Here is an 11,219-nt window from a genome sequence, read left to right on the forward strand (position 1 = left end):
GTCGGTGACCACCGACAGCCTCGCTGGACTCGACCTCGCTGCGCTCGACCGCTATCTGCACGGCGTCGGCGTTCCCCGCCACGGAGAGCTGCGTGCGTCGTTGATCTCCGGCGGGCGGTCCAACCTGACGTTCGACGTGCGTGACGATGCATCTGAGTGGGTGCTGCGCCGACCGCCGCTGCATGGTCTGACACCGTCCGCGCATGACATGGCCCGCGAGTACCGGGTGGTGGCGGCGCTGGCCGGCACGGGTGTGCCGGTGGCCAAGGCGGTCGCGTTGTGCGAGGACGAGTCCGTGCTCGGCGCTCCATTTGCGATGGTCGAGTACGTCGACGGTCGCATCGTGCGCACGCGCGACGAGCTGCAAGCCCTCGGTGGCCGTGATGTCATCGACGGCTGCGTGACTGGTCTGGTGCAGGTGCTCGCGAATCTGCATGCCGTCGACCCAGGCGAAGTGGGGCTGGGCGACTTCGGCCGTCCCGAAGGCTATTTGGCTCGTCAGGTCAAGCGCTGGGGCGGTCAGTGGCAGTACGTGCGCGAGCAGGACGACCCGCGGGATGCCGACGTGCAGCGGCTGCATTCTCTGCTGGCGCAAGCGGTTCCGGCGGAGAGCGGGGCGTCGATCGTGCACGGTGACTACCGCATCGACAATACGATTCTCGACAAACAGGACGCGTCGGTGGTACGCGCGGTGGTGGACTGGGAAATGTCCACGCTCGGCGATCCGCTCAGCGACGTCGCGTTGATGTGTATCTACCGCGATCCCGCGATGGATGCGATCGTGAAGATGAACGCGGCGTGGACGTCAGAATTGTTGCCGTCGGCTGACGCGCTGGCGCAACGCTATTCAATGATCTCCGGCCGCGAGCTCACGCATTGGTCGTTTTATCTGGCGCTGGCGTACTTCAAGTTGGCGATCATCGCCGCGGGGGTGGATTTCCGCGACCGGTTGGCCGCCGGCGGCGGCCCGCCCGACTGGGACAACGACGTCGTCGCGCCGCTGATCAACGCCGGCCTGCGCGAGATCAAGAATTGACTCTGCGCTGAGAGCTTGAGCCGCTTGGCCTTTCACGCTCTCAGCGCAGAGTCGATAGCAGTCACGCAGCTGGCGGCATCAACACCGTGTCGATCATGTAGACGGTTGCGTTCGCCGTCTTCACGCCACCGCAGACCAGGCTGGCATCGTTGACCTTGATGTTGTCGCCGGAGCCGGTGACAGTCACCGTCGCTCCCTGCAGCGTCTTGTGGGTTCCCACGACCTTGTCGGGCGCCGCCTGGCCGGCCACCACGTGGTACGTGAGGATCTTGGTCAGCGTGTCTGAGTCGGTCTTCAGCGAATCGATGGTCGACTGCGGCAGCTTCTTGAACGCGTCATCGGTGGGCGCGAACACGGTGTACTGACCGTTGTTCAGGGTCTCCACCAGGTTCACGTTCGGGTTGAGCTTGCCCGACAGCGCAGCAGTCAGCGTGGTGAGCATGGGATTGTTCGACGCCGCGACCGCCACGGGGTCTTGGGCCATACCCTCGACGGAGCCCGGGCCGGTCGGAACCTGTTGCGCATAACCGGCGCATCCCGGCCCGACCAAGCTCGAGGCCGCCGGCGCAGTGGCCATGCTGGTGCTCGTCGGCGCCGCCGATGTGCTGCTGTCGTTCGAACAGGCCGACAGGCCAACCACCGCGACAACGGAAAATCCTGCCAGCGCAAGGGTTCTGTATTGAGGGTGCCGCATCATCACTCCTTCGTGTGTGACGGCGGGTGCCGTCGGTGACCGTGGTCGCAAAGCCATTCGGAGCGACCGCTCACGCGGATGGGTTCCGTTTCCTTACCGCCGCCACCGTGCGCGTCTGCACGTCGACACGCCGGTCCATGCCAAACGGCAGCGCACGCTCGTGCAGCGGAGGAGTGGTCAACAGCGGTTCAGTGACGCATGCAAACGTCACCCGGGGCGGTCGACGGATCATCCGTCGGTCAACTCGACGTGCAGGTAAGTCAAGCGCTGCAGATGTTTTCGGTCACCTACGCATACCTGGCGGGTGCGGGCAACGGCGCCTTCGGTCAGTCAGCGGCGGCCACCGCGCAGGTTCCGTTTCGCAGCGCGCCGTAGCTGAAACATGCGCGCGGCACCCGTCAGCACGGTGATGCCGGCGCCGCAGACCGCGGACACCAGGATCGCCAGCGCCACCGGTGTGTTCCAACTCCAGCCGAAGAAGTGAATCGTCGTCGAGTCGGTGTTCTGGCCGATGAAGATCAGCAGCAGAACGAGGATGAGCAGCCCCACGATAAGGGACCACCACGCCGCGGCTGTCCTGGTGAACTTCACCGCTGATTGCGGTGGCGTGGCCGAGGGTGCAAGACCGTCGCTGCTGCCGGCCGTGGTGTGAGCGGGCACGACGGGCGGCGGCTCGGGCGGTTCGGGGGGCACCCGAGGATCGCTGGTCATACTTCATCTTCACCCGTTCCGGAGGAGAATCAAACCTCTGGCGCGTTATGGTTCGGTCCATCAGACGGCGCCTGCCGAGAGGAATGCCATGGTCCGAGCTCGACGGCGTTTGTCGGCACTCGTCGCCGGGGCGGTGTTGATGGCCGGCTGCGGAAGCGCCAACCCGCTCGGGGGCGGTCCGGTGTCGGGCGACCTCAAGTCGATCGCCGTGGGGTCGGCCGATTTCCCCGAGTCCAAGGTCGTGGCCGAGATTTACGCGCAGGCCTTACAGGCCAACGATTTCAACGTTCGCCGTCAGTTCGGCATCGGCAGCCGCGAGACGTACATCCCTGCGGTCAAGGACCATTCGATCGACCTGATCCCGGAATACACCGGCAACCTACTGCAGTATTTCGATCCCAAGACGACAGCCACGAGTGCCGACGCCGTGGTCCTCGCGCTGCTGAAGGTGCTGCCCGGCGACCTGTCTGTTCTCACGCCGTCACCGGCGAATGACACCGACACCGTGACCGTCACCCGCGGCACCGCGACCAAGTGGAACCTCAAGACCATCGGCGACCTCGCCGCCCACTCGGCGGAGGTGAAATTCGGGGCGCCGTCGGAATTCCTCAATCGCACCGAAGGATTGCCGGGCCTCAAGGCGAAGTACGGACTGGACATCAGCCCCGGCAACTTCGTGGCGATCAGCGACGGAGGAGGGCCGGCGACCGTCAAGGCGTTGGTCAACGGCACTGTCACCGCCGCCGATCTTTTCAGTACGTCGCCGGCCATCCCGCAAAACGACCTTGTGGTGCTCGAGGATCCGAAGAACAACTTCCTGGCCGCCAACGTCGTTCCGCTGGTGAGCTCGCAGAAGATGTCCGATCGGCTCAAGACGGTGCTCGACGCGGTCTCGGCCAAGCTCACCACCGAGGATCTGATCAATCTCAACACCGCCGTATCGGGCAACGCGGGCGTCGACCCGGACGAAGCGGCCCGAAAGTGGTTGCAACACAACGGCTTCGACAAACCGAGATGATCACCTTCGACGCTGTCAGCAAGACCTACCCCGACGGCACCGTCGCGGTGGACAACCTGACCCTCGACGTGCCCGCCGGCACCTTGGCGGTCTTCGTCGGCCCGTCCGGCTGCGGCAAGACGACCTCGATGCGGATGATCAACCGGATGATCGAGCCCACCTCGGGCAGGCTCACCGTCGACGGCGCCGACGTCACCAGCGTGGACCCGGTCAAGCTCCGGCTCGGGATCGGCTATGTGATCCAAAGCGCCGGGCTGATGCCGCATCAGCGGGTGATCGACAACGTGGCGACCGTTCCGGTGCTGCGCGGACAGTCGCGCCGCAGCGCACGCAAGGCCGCGCTGGAGGTGATGGCGCGCGTGGGTCTCGACCCGAAACTGGCCGACCGCTATCCCGCGCAACTGTCCGGTGGTCAGCAGCAGCGCGTGGGGGTGGCGCGTGCGCTGGCCGCCGACCCGCCGATCCTGTTGATGGACGAGCCGTTCTCCGCCGTCGACCCGGTGGTCCGCGAGGAGCTGCAAGCCGAAATGCTGCGGCTGCAAAGCGAATTGCACAAGACGGTGGTCTTCGTCACCCATGACATCGACGAGGCCGTGAAGATCGGCGACAAGGTCGCGGTGTTCGGCCCGGGCGGCGTGCTTGCGCAGTACGACGAGCCCGCGCAGCTGCTGGCCAACCCGGCCGACGAGTTCGTCGCGAGTTTCGTCGGCGCCGACCGCGGCTACCGCAGGTTGCAGTTCTTCCACGCCTCCGGTCTGCGGTTGCATGACATCCGGCGCGTCGGCGATTGGGAGCTGGTGACCGACTCCGACGGGGCGCCGGTCGGATGGCGCAACGCCGACGGGCTGGTCGCAGCCGGCTCGTTGTTTCGTCCCAACGGCACGCTGCGTCAGGCGCTCGACGCGGCGCTGTCATCACCGGCGGGGGTCGGTGTCGCGGTCGACGACGCCGGCAAGGTGATCGGCGGTGTGCGCGCCGACGACGTGCTGGCCGCGCTCGACGAACAGCGGAACCGCTGATGCACTACCTACTGAACCACCTCGACAACGGCTGGGCGCTCACACTGGTCCATCTGCGTCTGTCGCTGATCCCCGTGCTGCTGGGGCTTGTGATCGCGGTGCCGCTGGGGGCGTTCGTGCAACGGACACGTCTGCTGCGGCGGCTCACCACGATGGGTGCGAGCATCGTGTTCACGATCCCGTCGCTGGCGCTGTTCGTGGTGCTGCCGCTGATCATGCCGACACGAATTCTCGACGAGGCCAACGTGATCGTCGCGCTGACGCTGTACACGATCGCGCTTCTGGTACGCGCGGTGCCCGAGGCGCTCGACGCGGTGCCCGCTCACGTTGTCGACGCCGCTACGGCCGTCGGCTACCGCCCGCTTCTGCGGATGGTCAAAGTCGAACTGCCGCTGGCCATTCCGGTGCTCGTCGCGAGCCTTCGAGTGGTCGCCGTGACGAACATCTCGATGGTGTCCGTGGGCTCGGTGATCGGCATCGGCGGGCTGGGCACCTGGTTCACCGAGGGATATCAGGCCGACAAGAGCGACCAGATCATCGCCGGCATCATCGCGATTTTCGTGCTCGCGATCGTCGTCGACACAGCGATCCTGGTGGCCGGGCGGCTGGCGACGCCGTGGGTGCGCGCGCAACGGATGGGTGCCCGATGAACTTCCTGCAGCAAGCGCTGTCCTACATCTTCACCGCCGCCAATTGGGGCGGCAGCGCCGGGCTGCTGGCCCGCACCGGCGAGCATCTGCAGTACACAGCGGTAGCGGTCGCCGTGTCGGTGGTGATCGCGGTGCCGATCGGCATGGCGGTGGGCCATACCGGCCGCGGCACGTTGGTGGTGGTCACCGCGGTGAACGCGCTGCGTGCGCTGCCGACGCTAGGTGTGCTGCTGCTTGGTGTGCTGCTGTGGGGGCTTGGGCTGGTGCCACCGACGGTGGCGTTGATGCTGCTGGGCATTCCGCCGCTACTGGCCGGCACTTACGCCGGGATCGCGAACGTCGATCCGGCCGTGGTCGATGCCGCGCGGGCGATGGGCATGACGGAGTTGCGGGTGCTGCTGCGGGTGGAGCTTCCGAACGCACTGCCGCTGATCCTCGGCGGCCTGCGCACCGCGGTGCTTCAAGTGGTGGCGACGGCCACGGTCGCGGCGTACGCCAGCCTGGGCGGACTGGGCCGCTACTTGATCGACGGCATCAAGGTGCGCCAGTTCTACATCGCGTTGGTGGGGGCGCTCATGGTGACTGCGCTGGCGCTGATTCTCGACGCGCTGCTGGCATTCGCGGTGTGGGTTTCCGTGCCGGGCACGGGTCGGCTCCGACGAATGCCGGCTCGGCTCGTCGACGATGTAGCGTCCGTCACAACGCCGCAAACCACATCAGGGACCGCGGGCGCAGTGAGCACTCCGTCGCTTACCGTAGAGAGGTGAGCGCGAGCCCGTCCGACCCGACATCGAGTCCCTGGCCGACGATCATGACATGGCGCGCCTATGACGTCGCGCGCATGGAGTCGGCGCGAGTTCACCTGTCCGGCAACAGAATCAAGGCATACGGCCGTATCGTGGCCGGCCCCACCGACGCGCATCCCCCGTTCAGCGCGTCCTACGATCTGGTCACCGACGAAGGCGGTGCTACCAAGCGGCTGTCGATGAGTCTGACCCTGCCTGAACGCGACCGCCATCTCTCCATTGCGCGTGACGACGAGAACATGTGGTCGATCACCAACAACCAAGGCCTGTCACGAGGCGCATTCGACGGCGCTCTCGACGTCGACGTGGTGTTCAGCCCGTTCTTCAACACGCTGCCCATTCGCCGAACTGGGGTGTACAAGCGTCGAGAGTCGGTGACAGTTCCTGTGGTGTACGTGATGCTGCCCGACTTCGAGGTGAAGCCGGCCTCGATTTCCTACAGCAGCGAAGCCGACGGGATCAAGCTGCATTCACCGGTGGCTCAGACCAAGGTCACCGTCGACGACCACGGCTTCATTCTGGACTATCCCGGACTGGCGGCACGGATCTGATCACGCCGCCGGCCCTGCCGAGGGCGGCCAGTTCCTCACGCCAGCGTTCCTCGCCCACGACGATTCCGGCGATCTCGTAGCGGGAGAAGCCGTCGTAGCGCATGCGGGCGGCGTGGCCGTCGTCGACCAGCTCGGCGACGGAACCGTGTTGGGCCAGTACCGTGCGGGCGCGCGTCATCAGCTCGATCGTCCGGTCGAGCACCGGCAGCAGCTGCTCGGCGTTGGTCTCGCACATCGCGCGGACGAGTTCCGGCGTGGTGGCCGCCACCCTGGTCACGTCCCGAAACGACCCGGCCGCCAGCGCGAACGCCAGGGGTACTTCGCCGGCGGTGATCGCAACGGCCTCGGCGACGATGTGGGGAAGATGCGAAATCGCGGCCGCGGCTGCGTCATGCTCGTCGGACCTGGCAGGCACCACCACCGAGCCGCAATCCAGGGCGAGCTCGGTGACCGTCGTCCAGCAGTGTGGGTCGACGTGGTCGTCGACGGCCACCACCCATGGCGCGCCGACGAACAGGCGGGCGTTTCCCGCCGACCAGCCGGAGTGGGTGGTGCCAGCCATCGGGTGTCCGCCGACGAACCGCGTCTGCAACCCGAATCTCTGAATTTCTTGCAGCACAGCCACTTTGACGCTGGTGACGTCGGTGAGTGGATTGTCGGGGGCCATGTCCCTGACGTATGGGAGCAGGATGGACAGCGCAGGGGCGGGAACGGCCAACACGATCAGGGCGTTGGCATCGGCGGCGCGGTGCAGTGCTTCGTCGAGGTGGTGCGTGGCGTCGAAGCCGTCGAACCGGGCGGCGGTGACAGCCTCGACGGAGCGGTTGTAGCCGAAGACCTCGCGGCCGGCCTTGGCCGCTGCCCGCATGATCGACCCGCCGATCAGGCCCATGCCCAGCACGCAGACGGGTGTCGTGGTCACGTGTTCAAGGTTGGCACATCCGGTTGAGGGCGTCTGCTGCCAATAGTGGTCAAGGCGCGTGCTCGGGGACTACCGTATGCGGCCATGGGACCACAGCGTCGACCGGCGAAGGAGCAGACCCGGGAAATCCCCGAAGGCTTCGCGCTGGCGGTGGTCCGAGAGAACGGCCAGTGGCGGTGCGCGCCGATGCGGTCCAGGGCATTGACCAGCCTCGCCGCCGCTGAGACTGAGTTGCGCGAATTACGCAGTGCCGGTGCGGTTTTCGGTTTGCTCAATATCGACGACGAGTTTTTCGTCATCGTGCGGCCCGCGCCGTCGGGCACGCGGCTGTTCCTGTCCGACGCGACCGCCGCGCTGGACTACGACATCGCCGCGGAGGCGCTGGAGAAGCTCGACGCCGACATCGACTACGACGAACTGGACCCGAACGAGCCGTTCGAGGAGGGCGACCTCGGCGTGCTGTCGGACGTGGGCCTGCCCGAGGCGGTCCTCGGGGTGATCCTGTCCGACACCGACCTGTACGCCGACGAGCAGCTGGGGATGATTGCCGCTCGCATGGGCTTCACCGACGAGTTCTCGGCAGCGCTCGATCGATTGAATCGGTGATTTTCGCACCCGAACTGATGGTGCCCAGTGACGAGGACTTGATCGGCGTCGCACTGCGAGCTGCAGCGAGCGCGGGGCCCCGCGACGTTCCGGTGGGGGCGGCGGTGTTCAGCGCCGACGGCATCGAGCTGGCACGGGCCGCCAATGCGCGCGAGGCTTTGGGCGACCCCACTGCCCACGCGGAGATCTTGGCGCTGCGGGCGGCGGCGCGAGTGCTGGGCGACGGATGGCGACTCGAAGGCGCGACGCTGGCGGTGACGGTCGAGCCGTGCACCATGTGTGCAGGGGCGCTGGTGATGGCGCGGGTGGCGCGGCTGGTGTTCGGGGCATGGGAGCCCAAGACGGGGGCGGTCGGATCGCTGTGGGATGTGGTTCGGGATCGTCGGCTCACGCACCGCCCGCAGGTCCGCGGCGGGGTGCTGGCGGAGGAGTGTGCGGCGGTGCTGGAGGAGTTCTTCGCTCGGCAGGGGTGACGCGCCCGGCGGCGTGCCGACCGCCTGGCGGCGGCATCCGTTGGCCGATGACGTAACCGATGGCGTACATCAGCGGCGGCACGCCATAAAGCGGTATCGAGGCGAGGGCGGCGATCCCCGCCTGCACGTACTGCTGGCGGACGACAGGAAGCCGTCGCCGCGCGTCGTCGGCACCGCATCCCAGAGCGGCGAGCGCCATCAGAAGCGCCAAAAGCCCTGCGGCCGTAGCGAATCCGAGGTTTGCTACGGTGACGCCGAGGAAAACCATCAGTATCGCCACAATCCACCAGAATTTCGCTGCCGAGATGTCGCCGTACGCGTCCGGCGGCGGCGGGCTCGGCGGCGGAGGCTGTTGGTAGCTGGATCGCAGGGAAAACACTCGCTTCCCGAACTTCAGGTAGGGAGTCGACACGTAGGCACGGCCAACCGCGACGGACACCACGAGAGCCAGCACTCCGGCCGCGGCCGCCCAGCCGCGGAAGAACACCGAACCGGCAGCCAGCACACCGCCGCCGAGCCACCCGATCCAGTAGATCCGACGCTGCACGTCGACGCTGTGCACGACGATGTCTGCGACGAACGCGAGTGCCCAGACGGCGAACGCCGCGATCAACAATGTCTTCGACCACGTGGGTTGATGAACGTGGGCCCACGCCGCGGCATCAACCACTGGTCGCCCACTGGTAGACGGCATTCGTGCCTTTCTCGCCGGCGATGCCGCCGACGATCGAGCCGATGATTCCCCCGATGAGTGCCCCTTCGGGTCCTATCCATGTGCCGGCGGCCGCACCCAGTCCGAAGCCGCCTAACAAGCCGCCGCCAATGCTTCCTGCCGTCGTGGCCAACGTTTCGCCGGCTGGCGCGCCGTTGTAGATATCGTCGAGCGCCAACCCGATCGAGATGAGGTCGCCCGCTGTCCCCAGCCGCTTACCCAGCCTTTTCATGACCTCGATATCGGCAGGATCGAAAACTTCGAGATTGTGCCGTCCGAAGCTCTCCGCGGCAGCGGCCCGTTCCAAGCCCTCACCTGCCGGGCCGGCGAGCGTGCCGGCACCGTTCGCCAGTTGCTGCCATGTGATCCCCCGAGATAGTTGACCCACCGCTGATACCGCACCCCTCGGCGACATGCCTTGTCGCTCCAGTTCTTGGAGCACTTTCCGGGTGGCCATGATCTTGGCCTGTTGTTCGGAACTGTCGAGTAACCACGTCGCCTCGTCTGGTGTCTTACCGCGAACATTCATCTCCGGAAAGCCGCGTTCCAGGTTTCGTTGCCAGTCCAGGCGCATCTTCGCCCGAGTGAAGGCGTCTTGACCGAGGATGGGATCCACCGCTGTGGGTTGGCCGCGCCGAACGACGTTGAAGTCCTCGAGACGTTCTCCGGCAAGCAATCGTGACGTCCCATTCGCGTTGGGATCGTTGACGGTCGCATAGTCACGCAGCCGAGCCCGGCGTCGCGCACGTCCTGGGTATCTGGACCTCCTCTGCTGACCAAAGCCTGATCCGCTGCTCGCTGCGTCTGGTCGTACGTTTGCGCGGCGGCTTGAGCGTCTTCCCAAGGGGTGCGGTTGCCGTCGGCGTCGAGTCCGTCGAGGATCCCGGGATCGTAGCCATCAAGACCGCGCAACTGGTTCATGCCATCGCACAGGGCAGTTGAATAGGTGTCGCGGATGGCCTGAACCTTACGTAATGCGTCGGTCGTCACCCGGATGGCATTGTCACGCTGGATCTCGATGTCACTCGATGACGCGGCGCTGGCCAGAATTGCGGCGATCTGAGCGTCGATTCCTAACAGCAGTCCGTTGAGGTTTCCGATAACCGGTTTGGCGGATTGCTGCGCCTCCGCCAATGCCGCAGCGATTCCTTCCAGGTCGACGCCGATGTCCGTCAATTGCTGCAGATGCAGGTCCAACTGCTGAGTGGCGCGCTGAACCTCGGCTGAATCATGGATCTGATACCGACCGGGATCGCGATCCCATGCCGCGTCGAACCGGCGTTTCGCTGCGGCGAAGTCGTTCGATGTCTCTTCGGTGCTCCAGCCGGCCTTGTAGAACGCTTCCGCGAGCGCCGCGATCTGCCCCGGTTCGCCCTTTTGCAGAGATTCGTTTACCCGCCACGGGTCACCACCCGAGCCACTGACCAGTTCATCGACAGATAAGTACCTCAGCGCGGGCGGTCCCTCCGCATGGCCCACGGTCAGCTGATGCCGTGGCGCAGGGCTGCGACGGCTCCGGTATTGCCTCCTTCAGCTCTGGCGAAATCGTGTCCGGCTGCCTGTGCCTTCGCGCCGATGTCCGTCAACAATTGGTTGTGCCGACGCATCAGCGAGACGTGCTTGGAGTGATGCGCCTGAATCTTGCTGTGGTATGCCAGCGCCGCGTCGAAGTCACCGAACATGCCCCGGGGGACGGACAATGTCGCGAGTTCATCGGCGCCCAAGGCGATCCGATTCGCGGCGGAATGGGTCGCATTGGCGCCGGCGTGCAGGAGCTCAGGCTCAACCTTCATCGTCGCCCCCTTCATGAGCAGTTGTTTTCATGAACGAGCCTAAGGGCCGATGAGGAGTGCCTCGCGCACCAAAAAACACGGTCGCTTGCGCCAAGCGATTGGAACGAGCCCGCGGTCGGCCGGTAAGCTGACCCGCGGTGGCGTGTCCGAGCGGCCTAAGGAGCACGCCTCGAAAGCGTGTGACGGGTAACCCCCGTCCGAGGGTTCAAATCCCTCCGCCACCGCCAA

At 66.0% G+C, this 11,219-nt stretch carries 15 protein-coding genes and 1 tRNA gene; 9 read left to right on the forward strand and 7 right to left on the reverse strand.

Annotation, left to right across the window (positions count from 1 at the left end; all coding sequences use genetic code 11):
* Window positions 1-4 precede the first annotated feature (4 nt).
* Complete coding sequence (locus AC5Y4C_RS16780) at window positions 5-1,036, forward strand: phosphotransferase family protein (RefSeq protein ID WP_499964763.1); 1,032 nt, start codon at window positions 5-7, stop codon at window positions 1,034-1,036.
* 61 nt (window positions 1,037-1,097) lie between these two features.
* Here AC5Y4C_RS16780 and AC5Y4C_RS16785 read toward each other — a convergent pair whose 3' ends face one another.
* Both AC5Y4C_RS16785 and AC5Y4C_RS16790 read right to left on the reverse strand, forming a co-directional pair.
* Window positions 1,098-1,730 (reverse strand): fasciclin domain-containing protein, encoded by a 633-nt coding sequence (locus AC5Y4C_RS16785; RefSeq protein ID WP_499910799.1) that lies wholly within the window; start codon window positions 1,728-1,730, stop codon window positions 1,098-1,100.
* A 330-nt stretch (window positions 1,731-2,060) separates the two neighbouring features.
* On the reverse strand, window positions 2,061-2,441 hold the full coding sequence (locus AC5Y4C_RS16790; protein WP_499964762.1) for a LapA family protein: 381 nt from the start codon (window positions 2,439-2,441) through the stop codon (window positions 2,061-2,063).
* Between the two features lie 88 nt (window positions 2,442-2,529).
* Here AC5Y4C_RS16790 and AC5Y4C_RS16795 point away from each other — a divergent pair, with 88 nt between their 5' ends.
* From AC5Y4C_RS16795 to AC5Y4C_RS16815, 5 genes are read left to right on the forward strand one after another with little or no spacing between them, the layout of a single operon-like run.
* Entirely contained in the window at window positions 2,530-3,459 is a 930-nt protein-coding gene (locus AC5Y4C_RS16795; protein ID WP_499964760.1) for an ABC transporter substrate-binding protein, read from the forward strand.
* A complete protein-coding gene (locus tag AC5Y4C_RS16800; protein WP_499947857.1) occupies window positions 3,456-4,478 on the forward strand; it encodes an ABC transporter ATP-binding protein in 1,023 nt (340 codons plus the stop codon). The genes AC5Y4C_RS16795 and AC5Y4C_RS16800 overlap by 4 nt, the downstream gene beginning before the upstream one ends.
* The gene (locus AC5Y4C_RS16805; protein ID WP_499964759.1) at window positions 4,478-5,128 is read left to right on the forward strand and encodes an ABC transporter permease; all 651 of its coding nucleotides are present in this window, start codon (window positions 4,478-4,480) and stop codon (window positions 5,126-5,128) included. The genes AC5Y4C_RS16800 and AC5Y4C_RS16805 overlap by 1 nt, the downstream gene beginning before the upstream one ends.
* Window positions 5,125-5,895, forward strand: a complete 771-nt coding sequence (locus AC5Y4C_RS16810; protein ID WP_499964758.1) for an ABC transporter permease — start codon at window positions 5,125-5,127, stop codon at window positions 5,893-5,895. Before AC5Y4C_RS16805 ends, AC5Y4C_RS16810 begins: the two co-directional genes overlap by 4 nt.
* 44 nt (window positions 5,896-5,939) lie before the next feature.
* Window positions 5,940-6,485 (forward strand): putative glycolipid-binding domain-containing protein, encoded by a 546-nt coding sequence (locus AC5Y4C_RS16815; RefSeq protein ID WP_499911040.1) that lies wholly within the window; start codon window positions 5,940-5,942, stop codon window positions 6,483-6,485.
* Here the strand turns inward: AC5Y4C_RS16815 and AC5Y4C_RS16820 are convergent.
* Window positions 6,448-7,407, reverse strand: coding sequence for a prephenate dehydrogenase (locus AC5Y4C_RS16820; protein ID WP_499910786.1), 960 nt, complete (start codon window positions 7,405-7,407; stop codon window positions 6,448-6,450). The genes AC5Y4C_RS16815 and AC5Y4C_RS16820 overlap by 38 nt on opposite strands.
* Before the next feature lie 84 nt (window positions 7,408-7,491).
* On the opposite strand from AC5Y4C_RS16820, the gene AC5Y4C_RS16825 reads away from it, so the two are divergent.
* Both AC5Y4C_RS16825 and AC5Y4C_RS16830 read left to right on the forward strand, forming a co-directional pair.
* A complete protein-coding gene (locus AC5Y4C_RS16825) occupies window positions 7,492-8,013 on the forward strand; it encodes a tRNA adenosine deaminase-associated protein (RefSeq protein WP_499910784.1) in 522 nt (173 codons plus the stop codon).
* A gap of 20 nt (window positions 8,014-8,033) precedes the next feature.
* Window positions 8,034-8,486, forward strand: a complete 453-nt coding sequence (locus AC5Y4C_RS16830) for a nucleoside deaminase (protein ID WP_499952062.1) — start codon at window positions 8,034-8,036, stop codon at window positions 8,484-8,486.
* Here the strand turns inward: AC5Y4C_RS16830 and AC5Y4C_RS16835 are convergent.
* Genes AC5Y4C_RS16835 through AC5Y4C_RS16850 form a run of 4 tightly spaced genes read right to left on the reverse strand, consistent with a single transcriptional unit; the run spans window position 8,401 to window position 10,991 of the window.
* Window positions 8,401-9,156, reverse strand: coding sequence for a hypothetical protein (locus tag AC5Y4C_RS16835; protein WP_499951963.1), 756 nt, complete (start codon window positions 9,154-9,156; stop codon window positions 8,401-8,403). The two genes, AC5Y4C_RS16830 and AC5Y4C_RS16835, sit on opposite strands and share 86 nt — an antisense overlap.
* Window positions 9,149-9,772 carry a hypothetical protein gene (locus AC5Y4C_RS16840; protein WP_499951962.1) on the reverse strand — a complete coding sequence of 208 codons (624 nt, stop codon included), beginning with the start codon at window positions 9,770-9,772 and terminating at the stop codon, window positions 9,149-9,151. The genes AC5Y4C_RS16835 and AC5Y4C_RS16840 overlap by 8 nt, the downstream gene beginning before the upstream one ends.
* A complete protein-coding gene (locus AC5Y4C_RS16845) occupies window positions 9,724-10,677 on the reverse strand; it encodes a putative alpha/beta hydrolase (protein WP_499951960.1) in 954 nt (317 codons plus the stop codon). Before AC5Y4C_RS16845 ends, AC5Y4C_RS16840 begins: the two co-directional genes overlap by 49 nt.
* A 2-nt stretch (window positions 10,678-10,679) precedes the next feature.
* Window positions 10,680-10,991, reverse strand: coding sequence for a DUF2563 family protein (locus tag AC5Y4C_RS16850; RefSeq protein ID WP_499951958.1), 312 nt, complete (start codon window positions 10,989-10,991; stop codon window positions 10,680-10,682).
* Window positions 10,992-11,127: 136 nt separating this feature from the next.
* On the opposite strand from AC5Y4C_RS16850, the gene AC5Y4C_RS16855 reads away from it, so the two are divergent.
* Window positions 11,128-11,218, forward strand: a tRNA-Ser gene (locus AC5Y4C_RS16855).
* The last annotated feature ends 1 nt before the right edge of the window (window position 11,219 follow it).

This window comes from Mycobacterium sp. NGS35 (assembly GCF_059812855.1).